The sequence below is a fragment of the Siccirubricoccus deserti genome (assembly GCF_014283215.1).
GTDB classification, from domain to species: domain Bacteria; phylum Pseudomonadota; class Alphaproteobacteria; order Acetobacterales; family Acetobacteraceae; genus Siccirubricoccus; species Siccirubricoccus deserti.
The window spans coordinates 74,541-93,747 of record NZ_JACOMF010000017.1; the positions used below are offsets into that span (position 1 = coordinate 74,541).

A 19,207-nucleotide genomic window follows, 5' to 3' on the forward strand; every position below is an offset into this window, starting at 1 on the left:
CGCCATGCGACCCGGCGCGGCACGCCCGCAGGGGAGGAATCGAATCATGCATCCGATCGGCGGAAGCGATGGCTGCCAGCCTGCCCGGTGGTCCGGCGCATCCGCACCGGCGTGGCCCCTGCCGGACGCCTGCCGCCCCCGTGGACCCGAGGAATCCGCCCCGCCGGCGGCTTCGATTTCGACCCGGCGGCCGAGGTGGCATTGACGCCACCCCCCTCCCCGGCCGAATTGGCCTGGGAATGGCCTGCGGCGGGGATGCCGGCCACTACCCCGGAGGTCCGCGCGCGCCCGTCCGGGCGCGCCACCCTCGCCCGGACTGCCGCTGAGTGAGCCTGCCTGAGTCAAGGAAGATCGCCTTATGCCGGATGCAATGCCCCAGAGCGAAGGCCTCGGCCTCGCGCGTTCCGCGGGTGCCCTCGCCGGGCTTCGCGTCATCGATCTCACCCGGGTGCTGGGGGGGCCCTACTGCACCATGGTGCTGTCGGACCACGGCGCCGAGGTGATCAAGCTTGAACCGCCGCAGGGCGATGAGGTGCGCGACTGGGGCCCGCCCTTCGACGCCGAGGGCACCGCCAGCTACTTTCTCAACATCAACCGCAACAAGCAGTCGGTGGGGCTCGATCTCTCGAAGCCCGAGGGCAAGGAGGTGCTGCTGCGCCTGCTCGAGGGCGCCGACGTGCTGATCGAGAATTTCAAGCCGGGCAGCATGGAGAAATGGGGCCTCGGCTACGAGCAGGTGCTGAGCAAGCGCTTCCCGCGCCTGGTGCATTGCCGCGTCTCCGGCTTCGGCGGCACCGGCCCGCTCGGCGGCTTCCCGGGCTATGACGCGGTGCTGCAGGCGATGACCGGGCTGATGAGCATCAATGGCACCGAAACCAGCGGCCCGACCCGGCTCGGCACCCCGATCGTCGATATCGCCACCGGCCTGTTCAGCACGATCGCCATCCTGATGGCGCTGCAGGAGCGCGAGCGCAGCGGCCGCGGCCAGTATTGCGACATGACGCTGCATGACTGCGGCATGGCGCTGCTGCACCCGCATGCGCCGAATTTCTTCCTCAACGGCAAGCGGCCGCAGGCGACCGGCAACCCGCACCCGAACCTCGTGCCCTATTCCAAATTCACCACCAGGACCTGCGAGATCTTCGTCGCCGCCGGCAACGACCCGGCGTTCCGCAAGTTCTGCGAATTCCTCGGCATCCCGGAAGTGGCGAAGGACGAGCGCTTCGCCACCAACGGCGGCCGGGTGGTGAACCGCGAGGCGCTGACTGCCATCCTGAACGAGCGCTTCGCCACCGAGGACGGCCATGAGCTGACCCGCCGCATGCTGGCGGCCGGCCTGCCCGCCGGCCCGGTGCTGCATGTGGATGAGGCGATGGCGGCCGACCACACCGCGCACCGTGCCATGGTGACCGAGCTCGGCAGCTACCGCGGCCTCGGCACGCCGATCAAGCTGAGCCGGACGCCTGGCGGCACCCGCGCCGTGCCGCCGCGCTTCGCCGAGCACACTGAAAGCGTGCTGCAGAAGCACGGCTATTCGGCTGAGGAGGTGAAAGCCCTGCGGGCGAGTGGCGTACTGGTGGAGGAACGCCGGCGATGACCGACGCAGAAACCGAATCCCCCGCGCTCCAGCAGGAGCTGCTGGTGCTCAACCCGATCGAGAACCGCACCCGGGTGCATGCGCTGTTCGAAACCTGGCGCCGTGCGCTGGCGACCGACAAGCGCTTCGCCACCCTGGCCAAGAGCCTGAAGCCGGAGCCGCCGGCGGAGCCCGAGGCGACCAAGGGCGGCTTCGAATGGCGAACCACGCTGCGCCCGACCGGACTGCCGGCGGGGCTCGATTTCAGCATCCGGCTGATCGACAAATCGGCGTCCTACACGCCGCTGGACCGCAACAACCAGGCGGCCTTCGGGGTCGATCCGACGGATGGCGCCACCTATGTGCTGCGGCAGTGGTACGACACCAAGCGCATCGGCAGCCGGCCGCTGAAGGCCGAGGCGCTGGCGAAATACGCCGCGCCGCCGAGCGCCGAGCTGTACCACGCACCGTCCCAGCCCAACCCCGGGCGCGGCCGGCTCTACCTGATCGTGGCGAAGCTGACCGATCCGCCGGAGGCGATCGCCCAGCAGACCTTCGAGGCGCTGGCCGGCTTCCACAAGGTGGCCGCCGCCGCGCGCGAGGATGCCTGGTAGAGCGGATCGCGGAGGGGCGTGAATCCGCCCTACCGGCAGTAGGCTACAGCGGATTGGGTTCGGGCGTGAACGCAATCCGCTGTAGCGGTCCAGCGAAAGGATCGGGCGCGGCGCGGCCGATCCCGTCAGACTCCTTCGGACCTCAGCGGTCTAAACGGTTGGGTTCCAAGGGCCTTCGGCCTTCGGCGGAGAGAGTTTGAGAGGGGCTCTGCCCCTCTCAGATCACCCCATTCTCCCGCAGCGCCGCGATCTCCGCCGCGCCGAAGCCCGCCGCCGCCAGCACCTCGTCGGTATGCGCCGAAAGCGCCGGCGCCGGGCGGTCGATGCGGGCATCGCCATGCGCGAGGGTGAAGCCGTTGGTGGCGAAGCGCAGCCGGCCCCAGGGCGTCTCCACCTCCTGCAGCTTGCCGCGCGCCTTCACCTGGCGGTGCTCGATCACCTCATCCACCCGCCAGATGCGGGCGCAGGGGGCGCCGGCGGCGTTCAGCCGCTCCTCCCAGCTTGCCGCGGTGTCGGAGGCCAGCGCGGCCTCGATCACCGTGCGTAGCGCCTCGGTATTCTCGAGGCGCAGGAACCAGTCGGCGAAGCGCGGGTCGGCGTTCACCTGCGCCTCAATGCCGAGGGTCTTCACGAGCGCGGCGTATTGCCGGTCGTTGTTCACCGCCAGCAGCAGGTGGCCGCCCTTGGCCTTGAACAGATTCGCCGTGGCCCGGCGGCTGACCGCCTGGTTGCCGAACTGCCGCTGCTGGTGGCCGCCCACCGTCCAATCCGCAACCTGGCCGCCTAGGAAGGCCAGGGTCGAATCAAGCATCGACACATCCACCTTCTGCCCGCGCCCGGTATGGGTCCGCTGGAACAGCGCGGAGGCGACGCCATAAGCCGCCGTCATGCCGGAGAGCAGGTCGCAGATCGCGAAGCCGGCGCGCAGCGGGTCGGCGCCGGGATGGCCGGTCATCGCCATGATGCCGGACATCGCCTGGATGCGACCGTCATAGCCGGCCTCGCCCTTGTCCGGTCCGGTATGGCCGAAGCCGGAGACGGCGGCGTAGATCAGCCGCGGATTGATGGCCGAGAGCGCTTCATAGCCGATGCCGAGGCGGTCCATGACGCCGGGGCGGAAATTCTCCATCACCACATCGGCCTCGGCGGCGAGGCGCTTGATGATCTCGACCGCCTCGGGCTTCTGCAGGTCGAGCGTCAGGCTGCGCTTGCCGGCGTTCACCGCCTGCCAGGACGGCGCCATGCCGCGCGCCGCCCATTCGCGCGACAGCGGGTTGCGCCGCGCATCCTCACCCTCCCGCCGCTCCACCTTCACCACATCGGCGCCGAGCAGGGCGAGCTGGTAGCTGGCGAAGGGGCCGGCCAGGACCTGGGTGAAGTCGAGGATCCTGACCCCTTCGAAAGGACGTGCTTCCGCCACGCTCAGGCGGCCTTCTCGCGGAGGGAGCGGGCGATCTCCTTCTGGCGCAGGAATTCGTCGCGCCGGCGCTTCAGCTCCGCCTCGCCGATCTGCTCGAGGTTGTTGTAGTCCATCTTCCAGCGGCCATCCTCGTTCCAGCGCTGCGGCGACTGCAGCGTGGTGCGCGGGCCGATGGCGCTCTCCAGCAGCTTCAGCGCGAGTTCCAGGGTCGCATCCTGGCTCGCCTGGTCATGCGGCTTGCCGGCGCTGTTGCCGAGCGGGAAGTCGCTGAACAGGAAGCGCGGCACGCCGCAATGCTCGACGATATCCTTGGCGCAGCCCATCACCACGGTCGGGATGCCGTTCGCTTCCAGGTGGCGGGCGACCAGGCTGCAGGTCTGGTGGCAGACCGGGCAATTCGGCACCAGCAGCACCGCGTCAACGGCGTCTTCCCGCACGCGCTTCAGCAGCTCCGGCGCGTCGACCGTCACGGTGTGGCGGTGGCTGCGGTTGGTCGGCGCGCCATGGAAACGCGGCGCGATCTCCCTGATCCGCCCGGCGGCCACGGCGCGGCGCAGCGCATGCAGCGGGAACCAGCTGTGGCTGTCCGTCGCCGTGGTGTGCTTGCGGTCATAGCCGATGTGGGAGATGCGGAGGTCGTGCTCCTGCGAGGTGTCGCCGGAATAGGGCTCGTAGAATTTGGCCCCGGAATTATAGGCGGCACCCGGCCCCTGGTCGCCCTTCGCCGGGTCATAGGGGGCGGCGGTGGTGATCAGGCCGATGCGCGCCTCGCTGAGCGCCTTCGCCATCGGCGCGAAGGGCACCTCGAGGTAGTGGGCCCAGCGATAGGGGTCGTAGCCGATCGCCTTGTAGTACTCCCGGGTGCGCTGCATATAGGGCACCGGGCTGTCGTAGTCCGGGGCGAAGCCCATCGCCGCGTCGATATTGGCCGTCATGGTTTCCTCCGTGTTCCGAAATCAGGTGCGCAGCTCGGCGAGCACCGCATCCACGGCCTCGCCGAAGCGCTCCACGATGGTGTCGATCTGCTCGGGCGTTGCGATGTAGGGCGGGGCGAGGATGGCGTGGTCGCCCTGCCTGCCGTCGATGGTGCCGCCCATCGGGTAGCAGGCCAGGCCGCGCCGGAAGGCCTCCTGCTTCACCCGCTCATTCACCTTCAGCGCCGGGTCGAAGACCTGCTTGCTTGCGCGGTCGGCGACGAATTCCACCGCCCAGAACAGGCCGCGGCCGCGGATGTCGCCGATGTGGCGGTGGTTGCCGAAGCGCTCGGTCAGCCGCTGCTCCAGCCGCGCGCCCATGGCCTGGACATTGGCCAGCAGATTTTCCTCGGCCATCACCTGCTGCACCGCCAGCGCGGCGGCGCAGGCCACCGGATGCGCCTGGTAGGTGTGGCCATGCATGAAGGCGCCGGTGCCGCGGGATAGCCCTTCGATGACCCGGCCATGCACCAGTATGCCGCCGATCGGCTGGTAGCCGCCGCCGAGGCCCTTGGCGACGATCTGGATATCGGGCGAGACGCCTTCCTGCTCCCAGGCGTGCAAGGTGCCGCAGCGGCCCATGCCGCTCATCACCTCGTCGAGAATCAGCAGCGCGCCGTGGCGGTCGCAGACCGCCTTCACCCCCTCGAAGTAGCCAGGAAGGGCGGCGGCGCAGCCGAGGGTCGCGCCCACCACCGTCTCCGCCATGAAGCCGATGACCGTGTCGGGGCCGAGCCGCTGGAACTCCGCCTCCAGCTCCTCGATCAGCCGCGCGACGTATTGCGCGTCGGACTCGTCGTCGCGCCGGTCGCGATAGGGGTAGCAGGGCGAGACGTGGTGGAAGGCGCGGGAGAGGATCGGCTGGTAGGGCGCCCGCCGCATGGCGTTGCCGCCGGCGCTCAGCGCGCCCAGGGTATTGCCGTGGTAGCTCTGCCGTCGGGCGATGAAGTTCACCCGGCGGGGCTCGCCGATCTCGAGGAAATACTGCCGCGCCATCTTGATGGCGGCCTCGTTCCCCTCGGAGCCGGAGGAGCAGAAATAGGCGTGGGTCAGCCCGCCCGGGGCATGGCCGACCATGGTATCGGCCAGGCGCTCGGCGCTCTCGCAGGAGAATAGCGCGGTATGGGCATAGGCCAGCTGGTCGAGCTGGGCCTTGATCGCCGTGATCACCTTCGGATGACCATGACCGAGGCAGGCGACGGCAGCGCCGCCCGAACCGTCGATGATCTCCCGCCCGGCCGCGTCATACAGGTAGATACCCTGGCCGCGCACCGCGAGCGGCGGGTCGCTGCGCAGGCTGCGGTGGACGAGGTGGCTCATGGGTCGGCTTCCTCCGGCTCGGCGGCGCCAATGATCCATGGCGCACGCCAGGGCGCAACGTGGCCGGCGCCGCAGCATTGCGCAATGCGGAGGATTTCATTCCATGCGCATATCCTTGGCCTTTGCCCTGCTGCTCGCCGCCACCCCGGCCCTGGCGCAGGAGGCCGGCATGGCCCGGCCGACCCTGCTGCATCGCGAGGTGGTCACCGGCATGCCGCGCGGCGAGCGGCAGGAGGTGCTGGTCATGGCCGCCAGCTTTCGCCCCGGCGACCGCACCCCCTTCCACACCCACCGCCACCCGGTGACGGTCCATGTGCTGGAAGGCGTCTTCACCCTGGAGATGGAGGGGCGGGAGACGGCAACGGTGCGGGCGGGCGAGGTGCTGGTGGAGCCGCCAGGGGTGCGGATGACAGGGTACAACCGCGGCGATGGGCCGTTGCGGGTGCTGATCCTCTACGTATCGGAGCCGGGGGCGCCGTTCCTCGACCCCATTCACTGACCTCCGTATCCGTCCGGGAACAGGTTGGGTCATCGGAAGCGGTCGTGATTGGCCTCGGATGACGTGAGCCGGACGAAGGGTGGGCGTGTGGAAGCCGGAGAAGCGGCCGAAATACGACCGCAGCACGCTGTGCTACCCAAACGCCCCCACCTCATGCGTGATCGCCGCCCCACACTCCCGCACCAGCCCGAGCAATCGCCCGATCGGCGCGAAGACCGCCGCGTGCTCCGCCGCATAGCTCAGCCCCTCCCGCGGCGGTGCCGGCTCGTGGAAGTCCAGCTCCACCACCGCGCCGGGCGCCGCGGGGAATATCTCGTCCAGCAGCGTCAGCACGGGTTCCACATCCATCTGCAGTAGTCGCACCACCAGCGACTCCCGCGTCACCCCATGACGCGGGGAGAATTCCGGGATTGCCACCGCCAGCAGCCAGATGCGGTGGATCAGCGCCAGCCGCAGCGCGTGCAGCAGCACCAGCCGGTCCGGCATCGCCGGCAAATCCGGCCAAGCGGCACGCAGCGCCAGATGGTCCGCCTGCAGCCGACGGAACAGCCGCCGCACCGGCGCGTCCAGGTCCAGCCGCTCCACCGCCCCGGCCACCGCCAGCAGTTCCTCCCGCCGTCCGGGCCGCCGCGTGAACCCCGCCCGGTCCAGCCAGGGCCCGGGGTCCAGCGTATCCACCACCGCCCGCAGCACCCCGAGGTCGGAGCAGGCCACCGCCCGGCCGGCCAGCGCCAGTGCCCGGGCGAAGCGCGGCGAGCGCGCCTTCAGATCGGCGAAGGCATCCGGGTTGGCCGTGGCCGCCGCCCCCAGCCCATGGATGGAGTTCGCCAGCCAGCCGAGCTGCTGCAGGATGGCGTTGTTCGGGATGGCGCGGAGCTGGCCGGGGTGGCTGATCCGCGCCGCCCCGCCCATGCCATCCGACTGCCGCACCGCGGGGCGTGAGCCGGTACGGTCCAGCAGCCCAGGCCCGAAGGCGCCGAGCAACGCGGCATAGCCGGGGTCGGCGACCAGCGCCTGCATCTCCCGCCGGACGGTCGCGAAGAAATCGGTGACGTAGTCGGCCTCGGCGTAGACCGGGTCGTCCACCGCGCCCACGGGCGCGAAGGCATGGGCGGCGATGCCGGCGACGGTTGCCTCGGCCAGCCTCGGCGTGCCGAACAGCAGGTAGCCGTCGCCGCCCTGGAAGGCGGTTTCCTCCCGCAGCTTCAGCCCGGCCTTGTCCAGCGCCGCCCGCGCCTGCGGCGGGGAGAGGTAGGCCAGCCGGTCGGCCAGGCTGTCCGGGTGGCCGCCGCGGCCGAGGCTCTCGCCATGGGTGTCGAACAGCACCACCTCGATGCCGTCCAGCTTGTGCCGCCGCAGCAGCTCCACCAGCCGCAGCTTCAGCCGCTCGGCCAGGTAGCTGCCGGCGAGCTGGCCGACGTAGCGGCCGCTGTCGGAATAGCCGAATTGCAGGCAGATACGGCCCTGCCTGCGCAGGTAGTCGCGGTAGTGCGGGCTGCGCAGCGCCTCCTCCAGCACCCGCTCGCCGCGGTCCAGCGCCTCGGCGGTCTCGAACAGCGGGGAGAGTTCGACCGCGTGGTCGACACCGAAGCGCTTCGCCAGCCAAAGCGCAGCCAGCAAGGTGTAGCCGGTTTCGGTCTCGGCGATCAGGAAGCGGATCGGCGCGCTGCCATCGACATGCTTGGCGATCTGCGCGCAGCTCTGCATCAGCCGCACCGCGCTGGCCCGCTCGGCCAGCAGCGCGCCGAAATCGACCGGCAACGGCGTCACCTCGGCGAGCGCCGTGTTGATGGCGGCGAGCAGCCCGCGGCGCTGCGCCATGTCATCCGGCGCAGCGGCGATGCCGAGGCGCTGGCGCGCCGCATTGTGCAGCTGCGCCGCATTCAGCCGCATATGGGTATGCGCCAGGGCGAGGCCATGCGCGGCGAGGCCGGCGCGGGCGACGGCGAGGGCCAGCCGGGTCGGCTCATCCGGGGCGGCCGCCAACGCCTCGGCGAAGAGCGCCAGCAGGGGACCGGGACCGGTCAGCGCCGTCTCCCGCTCGCCGACCAGAAGCGCGGCCAGGTGCTGCACCGCCACCGGCTCCGGCGTCTCCGGCACCGCGGCGATCTGCGCGGCGACCGCGGCGATGGCGGCCCGCAGCCGGGCCAGCAGCGCGGCGGCGCAATCGCCGAGCGGGGCGAGTTGCGCCTCCAGCCGCTCCAGCTGCAGCCGCTTCATCGTCAGCCGCAGCCGCAGCGTGTCCCACCAGCCGATGTCGGTGCGGCCGTCGGTATCGTAGCCGACCCAGGTGGCCAGCAGCACCGGGCGCGGCACCAGCGTCCACCAGCGGTCCGGCCAGATGCCCTGGGCGGCCTGAAGCAGCGCCGCGTTCAGCCCGTCCAGCGCGTCCCGGCCGCGGCGGATCGCCTCACCGGCCTGGCGAAACTCCTCGGCCAGGGTGGGGGCGGTCGGACGGTGGGTCAGGCCGGTGGGGAAGCCGGCGCCGCTGGCCGCCGCGGCCAGGGCGGCGCCCGTCTCGGGCGGCAGGGAGAAGGTCGGGTGGGCGGTGAAGACGGCGGCGAAGCGTGGCGTCTCCAGCAGAGCGCGGTAGCGGGCGAAGGGAATGGGGCTGTCGTTCGGATCGGGCCGGACAAGGCGCGCCGCCAGCGCGGCGAGGCTCGGCACGGCGCCATCCAGGCCAAGGTAGTGCGCCAGCCGCTTCGCCCGATCGGCGGCGGCGGCATCGGCCAAGCGCTGCACCATCTCGCCGAGGGAGTCGAGGTCAAGCGCCCCCTCATCCATGCGCCGGCTGATCGCCAGGGCGACAAGCAGCACCGGATCGCCGAAGGGATCATGCGCCGCGGCGTCACGGGCATCCCGCAGGCGGGCGAGCAATTCCTGAAGGGGGTCGGGGGCGCTGTCCGGCATCCCCGCCATGTTGCACATGCGAAGAAGGCGGGCGCCACCATTTCCAGCAGGGGCCGGACACTTCCGCCCGATTTGCCTATGCGGCACGCCAGATGCGCAGAGAAGGGGCGGAACGATCCGTTGGCGCCCAGCCCCCCGTCATACGCAGGCTTGACCCGTGTATCCCTCGCCCCCGGCCGGCTACTCCAATGCCAGCCCCGGATCGATCACCGGTGCCACCAGCGCCGCCACATCCAGCAGCGCCGCATCGCCGAAGCGCGGCCCGACAATCTGCACACCCACCGGCAGCCCATTCGGCCCCTTGGTGCAGGGGATGCCGATGCAAGGCACGTGCAGCAAGGTCCACATGCTGTTGAACACCGGGTTGCCGGTGTCCTGCCGGCCGACCGGCGCCTCGCCAGTGCAGGCCGGGGTCAGCACCGCGTCGAAGGCGGGGAAGAGCGCGTCGAACAGCTTGCGGCATTCGGCGGCGAGGTCGTAGGCGCAGGCCATCCTGGCGCCGGTGATTTCGGCGACGTTCTCCACCCGGTCGCGGAAATCGGCGTGCAGCCGGGCATGGGCGGTGACGTATTCCTGCAGGAAGGCGCCGCGGCCCTCGCCGAGCAGGATGATGCGCTGCGCCTCGGTGATGCCCTCGAAGCGCTGCGGCAGGGACAGCTCCTCCACCGCCACGCCGGCTGCCTCCAGCCGCTGGCCGGCGATCAGCAGGGCGGCCTGGGATTCCGGCTGGGCAAGGTGCCAGTTCGGCCCCCGGCAGAGGCCGATGCGCAGCTGCTGCAGCCCCTTCCCCAGCGGCCGGTCGAGGTCGAACAGCCGGAAGGCCTCGGCCAGCAGCCGCAGGTCGGCGGGCTCCCGGCCGTACCAGCCGATGGTGTCGAGGGTGTGGGAATAGCGCTTGGCGCCCTCGCTGTTCACCACCCCATGCGTCGGCTTCATCCCGTAGACGCCGCAGAAGGAGGCGGGGCGGATCAGGCTGCCGCCGGTCTGGGTGCCGAAGGCCAGCGGCACCATGCCATCGGCCACCGCGGCGGCGGAGCCGGAGGAGGAGCCGCCCGGCGTCCGGGTCGGGTCATGCGGGTTGCGGGTCAGCGCCCGCCGGCCGCTGGCGGCGAATTCCACCGTATCCGTCTTGCCGAGGATCACCGCCCCCTCGCCCCGGGCGATGCCAACGCAGGCGGCATCCCTGCCCTGCCGCAGCCCCTGGTAGATCGGCGAGTTGTGGGTGGTCGGCATGTCGGCGGTGTCGATCATGTCCTTCACGCCGATCGGCAGGCCGTGCAGCACGCCGCGGACATAGGCCTTGTCGACCTCCCGCGCGCTGGCGATGGCAAGCGCCGGGTCGAGGAAATTCCACGCCTTCACCACCGTCTCGCGGGCGGCGATGCGTTCGAGGCAGGAGCGCACCAGCGCCTCGGCGGTCAGCGTGCCCTCCTGCAGCCTCGCCCGCGCGGCGGTGGCGGTCAGCTGCCAGGGTTCCATGGCGCGTCGCATCGGTGTTCTCCTCAGCCCCTGACCCGGAATACCGTGGCGGGCTCCGCGAATTTGTCGCCGACGCGCGGCAGCGCTTGCCCCGTCTCGGCGACGGTGCGGGCGAGTTCCGCCATGCGGGAGCGCTGCTCCGGCGTCAATGCGGAAAGCCCGTGGCGGGCGACGAAGGCGTCGATCTCGGCGGCGGTGGGGGTCTCGGTCATGATGCGATCCTACAACGCGGGGCGGCGGGCGCGGTGCGGCGTCGCCGCCTCCAGCGCCGCGGCCGCCCGCAGCACCGTCGCCTCGTCGAAATAACGGCCGATGATCTGGGCGTTCAGCGGCATGCCGGCGGCATCGAAGCCGGAGAGCACGCTCATCGCCGGATGGCCGGAGATGTTCGCCACATTCATCGCGCTCTCGCGGGTGAAGGCGAGCACGCCGGCGGCATCCTCGAAGCGCGGCGCGACGCGGAAGGCGCCCGGCAGCAGCAGCAGGTCGCACAGGCCGAAGAGCGCATCGGTGGCGCGCGCCAGCACCCGGCGCAGCCGTTGCGCCGCCAGGTAGTCGGCCGCCCGCACCAGGCTGCCGCTGGTCATCTTGTCGCGCAGCGCCTGGCCCATCAGCGCGGCGCGCTCGCAGAAATCCGCCTCATGGATGGAATGGGATTCCGACCAATTGATGATGCTGGCGGCGCGGCGGTAGTCGGCGAGCGGCGCCGGCAGGGCGACCTCGACCAGCCGTGCCCCCTGCCCTTCCAGCACCCGGGCGCTGGCGGCGATGCCCTCGGCGATTTCCGGCGTCACCCCTGGGCCGACATCGGCCACCACGCCGATGGTCAGCCCGGCGACGCCGCCGTGCAGCGCGGCGCGGTAGTCGGGCACCGGCGCATCGGCGCTGCCGGGATCCTCCGGGTCGTGGCCGGCGATGACGCCGAGCACCACGGCGCTGTCCTCGGCGGTCCAGCACAGCGCACCGGTGACATCGAGCGACCAGCAATTCGGCAGCACCCCGGCCCGGCTGGTCCGGCCATAGGTGGATTTCAGCCCGGCCAGGCCACAGGCCGCCGCCGGCAGGCGGATGGAGCCGCCGGTGTCGGAGCCGAGGGCGAAGGGCGCCAGCCCGGCCGCCACCGCCGCCTCGCTGCCGGTGGAGGAGCCGCCGGTGAAGCGCGCCGCATCCCAGGGGTTGCGCGCCACCGGGAAGGGCAGGTCGTGGTACACCGCGCCATTGCCGGTGCCGTATTCCCAGGTGTTCAGCTTGCCGAGCAGGATGGCGCCCGCCGCCTGGAGCCGGGTGATGAGCTGTGCGGTCCGGTCCGGCACGAACTCCAGCATCAGCCGCGAACCGGCCGTGGTCCGCACCCCGGCGGTGAAGTAGTTGTCCTTCACCGCGAAGGGCACGCCATGCAGCGGCCCGCGCCAGCGCCCGGCGGCGATCTCCGCCTCGGCGGCGCGGGCGGCGGCCAGTGCCGGCCCGGCCAGCGGGGTGATATAGGCCTTCACCGCGCCATCCACCGCGGCAATGCGGTCGAGCAACGCCTGCACATAGGCAACCGGCGAGAGCTTCCGCGCGGCGATCAGCCGCCCCGCCTCGGTGGCGGACAGCAGGCAGGGGTTGTCCATTCTCACCTCAGGTCATCGGCCCGGCCAGCACCGGGCAAGGGTTCGCAGAGACCATGGAGGCGCGCGGTGCGCCATCCGGAATCGGTGGGCGATCCGCTCACTCCCCGGCCGCCGGCACCCCGCGCGGCGTGCCGCCACGGCGGTGCAGCAGGCGGAACACCGGCGGTGTCAGCAGCGCCACCAGGAAGATGCGGAAGACCTGCAGCGTGACCACCAGTGCGACCTCGAGGCCGAGGGTCTTGGCGGTCAGGCTCATCTCGGCCACGCCACCCGGCGCGGTGCCGAGCAGCATGGCGCCGAGCGGCCGCCCGGTGACCAGCGCCAGCCCACCGGCCACCGCGGCGCAGCCCAGCATCAGCAGCGCCACATGCAGCAGCGCCGCCGGGGTGAAGCGCCGCACCCGCGCCAGCATGCCTCGGTCGAAGGCGGCGCCGAGCTGCGCGCCGAGCGCCACCTGCGCCACTGCCGACATCCAGCCCGGCACGCTGCTCAGCGTGACGCCGCAGGCGGTCAGCACCGCGCTGACGGCGAGCGGCCCCAGCATCCACCCCGCCTTCAGCCCCAGCCGGATCAGCAGCAGCGCACCCGCGAGGCCGAGCGCGTAGAGCCCGAGGAAGCCCGGCAGCCAGAAGGGCAGCGCCATGGCGATGGCCGGATGCTCGCCATGCATGCCGAGCACCGCCATGATGTTCGGCATCAGGATCACCACAGCGCAGACCCTGAGCAGCTGCGCCACGGCCACCGGCGCGCCATGCCCGCCATAGGCCTCCGCCAGCATCGCCATGTCGGCGGCCCCGCCGGGGATGGAGGCGAACCAGGCGGTGGCCATGTCCACCCGGCCGAGCCGCGCCAGCAGCCAGGCCAGCGCGCCGCCGACCGCGAGGGTGGAGCCGGCCGCCATGACGAGCAGCGGCAGGTTGGCGAGCATCAGCGCCGCGGTCGCCGGGGTGAAGTAGAGGCCGAGCGCGACGCCCACGACGACGAAGCAGTAGTTCCGCGCATGCCGTGACGCCTCGGCCGGCAGGCCGGATAGCCGCGCCACGGCGATCGCGACCAACGCCCCGATCAGCCAGGGCAGCGGCAGATGCAGCACCGCGAAGATGGCGCCACCCGCGCCACCGATGCCGGCACCCAGAAGGAGCCGGAGCCATGCCAGTGGAATTCGCAAATGCCGCTATCCGAAATGCACTGGGGTGAGATCCTGGAACCAGCTTTGCGCCTGCGTAAACCCCCGCAGCCGCGGGCCGAGGGCGCGCGGGTTCAGGTCATGCACCACCCAGAGCCACATCGCCTGGTCAACGATGCGGTCGTGCAGCCGGGCAAGGATGCGGTCCTGCTCCTCCGGATCGAAGGCGAGCTTGGCCTCGGCGGCCAGGGCATCCGCCTCCGGATCGGCGAAGCCGCCCCAGTTGAAGCCCTGCGGCGGGGTGAGGCGCGACCAGCTGGTGGCAATCAGGCCGATGTCAGGGTCCCAGAATCCCCAGGAGTTGTTGATGCCGGCAACGCCGCGATTCTCCTGGGCGGCGGCACCGGCGCGGCGGCGGGCCCTGAGCGCCTCCCATTCCAGCACGTCGAACTCGACCGTGACGCCGACGGCGGCGAGGTTCTGCTGGATGAAGTCGTTCATCGCCAGGGGCTGCATCTGGCCGGAGCCGCTGGTGGAGATGCCGAATTTCAGCTTCAGCGGATTGCGCGGACCGTAGCCGGCCTCGGCCAGCAGCCGCCGCGCCGTCTCCGGGTCATGGGTGATGCGGAAGCCCGGATTGCCGAACCAGGGATGGCCGCGGTTGATCATGCCCTCCGCCGGCATGGCGGTGCCGGCAAGCAGGGTGACCAGCCCTTCCCGGTCGATCGCCAGGTTCAGCGCGCGGCGCACCCGCACATCCCGGGTCGGCGCATCCGGCAGGGTGGAGAGCTGGTAGGGCCAGATATGCGGGTAGAGGTTGGTCACGATCTGCATCCCGGCGCTGCGCAGCCGCGGCAGCGCATCGGGCGGCGGCGCCTCGATCCAGTCGACCTGGCCGGAGAGCAGGGCGGAGACGCGGGTGTTGGGGTCGGGGATGGTCAGCAGCACCTGCCGCTCGGTCTTCGGGATGCGGTCGGGGTCCCAGTATGTCGCATTGCGCAACAGTTCCGCCCGCTGCCGCGGCACCAGCCTCTCCAGCATCCAGGGGCCGGTACCGGAGGGGCGCATCGCCACCCGGTTCCAGTCCCGCCCCATCTCCTCCCACCGCCGCGGGGAGGAGATGAAGATGCTGCTGACCTGGTATGGGAAGACCGCGTCGGGCTGTTTCGTCGTGATCTGCACTGTCATCGGGTCGAGGGCGCGGTAGCCGGCGATGGGCGCGACATAGGTTGCCGCCTGCACCGCCTGGGCGCCGTCGAATTGCGGCGCCTCCCGCCGCATCAGCTTGTCGAGGTTCCAGACCACGTCATCCGCGGTGAAGGCGGAGCCGTCGTGGAAGGTGACGCCGGGGCGGAGGCGGAAGGTCCAGACCGTGCGGGTCTCGCGGTCCACCTCCCAGGACAGGGCAAGGCCGGGGCGGTGCCGGGCGGCGATGTCGCGCTTCGAGAGGTCCCAGTTGATCAGGCAATCGTAGAGCTGGTAGCCGATGAAGCGCTGGCCCTCGCCGCCCTGGCTCGGCTGGCCGGTGGTCAGCGGGATATCGGCCAAAGTGGTGCCGACCCGCAGCACCGGATCCGCCGCCTCGGCCCGGGCCAGGGGCAGCAGCGCGCCGCCCGCGGAAGCCTTCAGGATGTGCCGCCGTCGTATCGCCATACGCCTGCCTCCGATCCGGAGCAGGCTTATGCAATCAGCGTGCCGGACTGGCCCTGCTGTCTCGCGCCTCGATGAAGCTCGTCAGATTCTCCAGCCGGTCCGCCTCGCTGGCCGGCTTGTCGGTGCGGATGCGGGCGATGCGAGGGAAGCGCAGCGCCACCCCGGATTTGTGCCGGCTGCTGCGTTGCGCGGCGTCGAAGATCACCTCCAGCACCAGCGCCTTCTCCACCTCCCGCACCGGGCCGAAGCGGCCGGTGGTGTGATTGCGGATCCAGCGGTCGAGCCAGGCAAGCTCCGCGTCCGTATAGCCGGAATAGGCCTTGCCGACCGGCACCAGCTCCTCCCCGCCCGCCCCGTCCGGCCGCCACAGCCCGAAGGTATAGTCGCTGTAGAAGCTGCTGCGCTTGCCATGGCCGCGCTGGGCGTACATCAGCACCGCGTCGATCGAGAGCGGGTCGCGCTTCCACTTCCACCAGAGGCCCTTCTGCCGTCCGGCGACATAGGGGCTGTCGGCGCGCTTCAACATCAGCCCCTCGATCGAGGCGGCGCGCGCCCCGTCGCGGATGCCGGAAAGCTGGGCAACCGAGGCGAAGGCGATCTGCGGCGAGAGGTCCAGCCGCGCCGGCGCCACCCGGCCCACCCATTGCTCAAGCCTTGCCCGCCGGGCGTCGAAGGGCAGCGGGCGGAGATCCTCGGTGCCCTCGAACAGCAGGTCGTAGAGCCGGACGCCGACCGGATAGTCCTGCTGCATCTTCGCCGTCACCGATTTCCGGTTCAGCCGCTGCTGCAGGTCGGCGAAGGGCGCGACCACGCCATCGCGCATCACCAGCAGCTCGCCATCCAGCACGGCGTGGAACTCCATGGCGGCGATGATTTCCGGGAAGGCGCCCGAGACATCCTCGCCGCCACGGCTCCACAGCCGCCGCCCGCCCGGGCCGGCGGTGAGCTGGACCCGGATGCCGTCCCATTTCCACTCCGCCCGCCAGGCCGTCGGGTCCAGCGCGGTAACATCGGCATCCTCCAGCGGATGCGCCAGCATCAGCGGGCGGAATACCGGGGCGTCGCGCGGGTCGGGGCGCTCGGCGCAGCCTTCCAGCCAGCGGAACAGCGGCAGGTAGGGCGGTGCGACGCCATGCCAGACCTCCTCGATCTCCTCGACCGGCTTACCCGCCCATTCGGCCAGCGCCAGCCGGGCGAGCCGGCCGGAGACACCGACCCGGAGGCCGCCGGTGATCAGCTTGATAAGGGCCAGCCGGCTGCTGGCATCCAGCCGGTCCAGCCAGCCGGCGATCAATCCGGGCAGCTCCGCCTTTGGCGTCAGCTCCAGTGCCTCCACCACCTCCGCGATGGTCGGGGCCGGCGCATTGGTCCCGGCCCGCTCTGGCCAGATCAATGCCACCGTCTCGGCGAAATCGCCGACATAGTCATGGCTGAGGGTAAGCAGCACCGGATCGGTGCGGCTGGCCACCATGTCGCGGATCAGCGCCGGCTTGGCGGCGGTGAACACCAGCTCCCCGGTCAGCGCGGCCAGGCCGATGCCGCGTTCCGGGTCGGGCTGGGCGGCGAACCAGTCGCGCAACAGGGCCAGCTTGGCGTTGCGGCCGGGGGTGAAGACCAGGCGTTCGAGCAGTTCGGCGAAGGCGGGAACGCTCATGCTGCCCGCCTGCCGAGCGGCAACATCACTTTTTTGTGTGGTCGGTCCGGCGTTTTCAGGCAAAAGCATGGCCTGTGCCTATGCCGCCCCCTCCCGCCCCGTCGCCGGACGCCGCAATCCGTTTCCTGACCGCAGAAGCGGCGGCGGAGCCGCCCGGCCCGAGCTTTTCGATCTGCACCCTGGTCAATGACCGGGCGCAGTACGCCGCGATGGTCGAGAGCTTCACCGCGGGCGGTTTTGGCCCCGAGGTCGCCGAGTTCATCGCCCTCGACACCACCGGCAACCTCCGCTGCGATGCCTTCCAGGGCATTCCCCGGCTGCTGGCCGCGGCAAGCCGGCGCTACGTCGTGCTCTGCCACCAGGATGTCCGGCTGCTGGAGGATGGGGCGGCGGTGCTGCTCGCCCGCCTCGCCGAGCTGGATCGGCTGGATCCGCACTGGGCGCTGGCCGGCAATGCCGGCGGCACCGCGGCCGGCGGCCTCGCCATCCGGATCTCCGACCCGCATGGCGAGGGCCAGCGGCGCGGCGCCCTGCCGGCCCGCGCGGTCAGCCTCGATGAGAATTTCATCGTGCTGCGGCGCGCCGCGCCGGTCGGGCTGTCGGCCGATATGGCGGGTTTCCACCTCTATGGCGCCGATCTCTGCCTGCAGGCACGGCTCGCCGGGCGCAGCGCCTGGGTGATCGATTTCCATCTCCGCCATCTCAGCCCCGGCCGCCGGGATGTCGCCTTCGACCGGGCACAGGTGGAATTCGAGCGGAAATACGCTCAGCTCTTCGCCGGCGTCCGCCGCATCCGCACCACCTGCACCGAACTGCGCCTGCGGCGCAGCTGGATCGGGCAGTGGCTGCGGCGGCGGCGCCTGGCCCGGCTGCAAGGCTAGGACGGATCGCGGAGGGGCGTGCACGCCCTGCAAACAACAGGCTGTCGCGGAACGGCGTTCAGGCATGAACCCAATCCACTTGGTCCCCGGCTCAGGCGGCATGCACCGCCTCATCATCCTCGCCGAGGCCGACCAGGTGCAGCGCCCGGCCGCGGATGCCGCGCTGCGCCAGGGCATGCACCAGCGCATCGTCGCGGCCGTGGGTCACCCAGACCTCCGGCGCCCCCACCTCGTCGATGGTACGGTTGAGGTCGTCCCAATCGGCATGGTCGGAGATCACCAGTGGCAGTTCCACCCCGCCCTGCTTCGCCCGCTGCCGCACCCGCATCCAGCCCGAGGCCATGCAGACCACCGGATCCTCCAGCCGCCGCGCCCAGCGGTCGGCGATCGCCGAGGGCGGCGCCAGCACGATGGCGCCGCGCAGCGCCGCCTTGTCGGCGATGGTGGCCGGACGCAGCTCGCCCAGTTCAATGCCGAATTCCTGGTACAGCCGACACAGCGGCAGCAGCGCGCCATGCAGGTAGACCGGCGCCTGCCACCCCGCCGCACGCAGCAGCGCGATCAGCCGTTGCGCCTTGCCAAGCGCATAGGCGCCGATGACATGGGTGCGCTCCGGGAACAGCGCCAGGCTGCGCAACAGTTTCGCCACTTCATGGGCCGGCGGCGGGTGGCGGAACACCGGCAGGGCGAAGGTCGCCTCGGTGACGAAGACATCGCAGGGCACCGGTTCGAACCCCCGGCAGGTCGGATCGGGTTGGCGCTTGTAGTCGCCGGAGACCACGGCCCGCGCCCCCCGCCACTCCAGCACCACCTGGGCCGAGCCAAGCACATGTCCGGCCGGCGCCAGCCACAGGGTCACGCCGCCGAGGTCCAGCCGCTCGCCCGGCGGCAGCGCCTGCTGGCTGCCACCGGCGGCGGCCTCGCCCATCCTCGCCCGCATGATGGCGAGTGTCTCCGGCGTCGCCAGCACCGCGGCATGGCCGGGCCGGGCGTGGTCGGCATGGCCATGGGTGATGACCGCGCGCGGCACCGGACGCGGCGGGTCGATCCAGAGGTCGGCAGGGAGGCAATGGAGGCCCTGCGGCGTCACCCGCAGCCAGGTTTCGGGGTGGGGGATCATACTGGCTCATATAGGGGCAGTATCGCGCTTCAACCGCTCGTGGCGGAGTGCAGCGGCTCAACCCAAGCCACGAGCCAGATGGAACCGGGCCAAGGCAGGAACATGCCGCTTCGATCGGCACGTGGCTGACACGGTGCCAGCGCCTGTCCGTGCCGGCCGCGACCGCCACCATGGGTAGCGGCGAGGCGACGGTCGGCGAGCCAGGGCGGCGGCTGGCGTGGCGATGCTGCATCGCCGTCAATACCCGGCCCGGATGGGTCCAGATCAGGAGGGGCCGAAGCCCGAAACGCTGGCGGCGCTATCGCCTGGAGACAGAAGCGCCCGCCGCGGCAACCGGGCGGGCGTCGATCCTGTGCGAAGCTGGCCTG

General features: G+C 71.2%; 15 protein-coding genes. 4 read left to right on the forward strand and 11 right to left on the reverse strand.

Annotated elements, in window-relative coordinates:
* Positions 1–358 precede the first annotated feature (358 nt).
* Both H7965_RS15200 and H7965_RS15205 read left to right on the forward strand, forming a co-directional pair.
* Entirely contained in the window at positions 359–1,597 is a 1,239-nt protein-coding gene (locus H7965_RS15200) for a CaiB/BaiF CoA transferase family protein (protein WP_186771436.1), read from the forward strand.
* Positions 1,594–2,190: a hypothetical protein gene (locus H7965_RS15205; protein ID WP_186771437.1), complete on the forward strand. Its 597-nt coding sequence runs from the start codon at positions 1,594–1,596 to the stop codon at positions 2,188–2,190. The genes H7965_RS15200 and H7965_RS15205 overlap by 4 nt, the downstream gene beginning before the upstream one ends.
* Positions 2,191–2,407: 217 nt before the next feature.
* Here the strand turns inward: H7965_RS15205 and H7965_RS15210 are convergent, their stop codons facing one another.
* From H7965_RS15210 to H7965_RS15220, 3 genes are read right to left on the reverse strand one after another with little or no spacing between them, the layout of a single operon-like run.
* The gene (locus H7965_RS15210; protein WP_186771438.1) at positions 2,408–3,610 is read right to left on the reverse strand and encodes a CaiB/BaiF CoA transferase family protein; all 1,203 of its coding nucleotides are present in this window, start codon (positions 3,608–3,610) and stop codon (positions 2,408–2,410) included.
* Between the two features lie 2 nt (positions 3,611–3,612).
* The gene (locus tag H7965_RS15215; protein ID WP_186771439.1) at positions 3,613–4,545 is read right to left on the reverse strand and encodes a glycine/sarcosine/betaine reductase selenoprotein B family protein; all 933 of its coding nucleotides are present in this window, start codon (positions 4,543–4,545) and stop codon (positions 3,613–3,615) included.
* 21 nt (positions 4,546–4,566) lie between these two features.
* Complete coding sequence (locus H7965_RS15220; protein ID WP_186771440.1) at positions 4,567–5,904, reverse strand: aspartate aminotransferase family protein; 1,338 nt, start codon at positions 5,902–5,904, stop codon at positions 4,567–4,569.
* Positions 5,905–6,007: 103 nt separating this feature from the next.
* Between H7965_RS15220 and H7965_RS15225 the strand changes: the two genes are divergently transcribed.
* Positions 6,008–6,403, forward strand: a complete 396-nt coding sequence (locus tag H7965_RS15225) for a cupin domain-containing protein (protein WP_186771441.1) — start codon at positions 6,008–6,010, stop codon at positions 6,401–6,403.
* 132 nt (positions 6,404–6,535) lie between these two features.
* Here H7965_RS15225 and H7965_RS15230 read toward each other — a convergent pair whose 3' ends face one another.
* The 7 genes from H7965_RS15230 to H7965_RS15260 form a co-directional block, all read right to left on the reverse strand.
* Positions 6,536–9,322, reverse strand: a complete 2,787-nt coding sequence (locus H7965_RS15230) for a phosphoenolpyruvate carboxylase (protein WP_229682629.1) — start codon at positions 9,320–9,322, stop codon at positions 6,536–6,538.
* Positions 9,323–9,493: 171 nt separating this feature from the next.
* The gene (locus tag H7965_RS15235) at positions 9,494–10,804 is read right to left on the reverse strand and encodes an amidase (RefSeq protein ID WP_222440627.1); all 1,311 of its coding nucleotides are present in this window, start codon (positions 10,802–10,804) and stop codon (positions 9,494–9,496) included.
* A gap of 11 nt (positions 10,805–10,815) precedes the next feature.
* The gene (locus H7965_RS15240; protein ID WP_186771442.1) at positions 10,816–11,004 is read right to left on the reverse strand and encodes a hypothetical protein; all 189 of its coding nucleotides are present in this window, start codon (positions 11,002–11,004) and stop codon (positions 10,816–10,818) included.
* A 9-nt stretch (positions 11,005–11,013) separates the two neighbouring features.
* Entirely contained in the window at positions 11,014–12,405 is a 1,392-nt protein-coding gene (locus tag H7965_RS15245) for an amidase (protein WP_186771443.1), read from the reverse strand.
* Between the two features lie 97 nt (positions 12,406–12,502).
* Positions 12,503–13,573, reverse strand: coding sequence for an AbrB family transcriptional regulator (locus H7965_RS15250; RefSeq protein WP_186771444.1), 1,071 nt, complete (start codon positions 13,571–13,573; stop codon positions 12,503–12,505).
* A gap of 6 nt (positions 13,574–13,579) precedes the next feature.
* Positions 13,580–15,184, reverse strand: a complete 1,605-nt coding sequence (locus H7965_RS15255) for an ABC transporter substrate-binding protein (RefSeq protein WP_186771445.1) — start codon at positions 15,182–15,184, stop codon at positions 13,580–13,582.
* A gap of 34 nt (positions 15,185–15,218) precedes the next feature.
* Positions 15,219–16,838: a cisplatin damage response ATP-dependent DNA ligase gene (locus H7965_RS15260; protein WP_186771446.1), complete on the reverse strand. Its 1,620-nt coding sequence runs from the start codon at positions 16,836–16,838 to the stop codon at positions 15,219–15,221.
* 80 nt (positions 16,839–16,918) lie between these two features.
* Between H7965_RS15260 and H7965_RS15265 the strand changes: the two genes are divergently transcribed.
* The gene (locus H7965_RS15265; RefSeq protein WP_186771447.1) at positions 16,919–17,719 is read left to right on the forward strand and encodes a hypothetical protein; all 801 of its coding nucleotides are present in this window, start codon (positions 16,919–16,921) and stop codon (positions 17,717–17,719) included.
* A gap of 91 nt (positions 17,720–17,810) precedes the next feature.
* On the opposite strand, the gene H7965_RS15270 is transcribed toward H7965_RS15265, so the two are convergent.
* Entirely contained in the window at positions 17,811–18,839 is a 1,029-nt protein-coding gene (locus tag H7965_RS15270; protein WP_186771448.1) for a ligase-associated DNA damage response exonuclease, read from the reverse strand.
* Positions 18,840–19,207 lie beyond the last annotated feature (368 nt).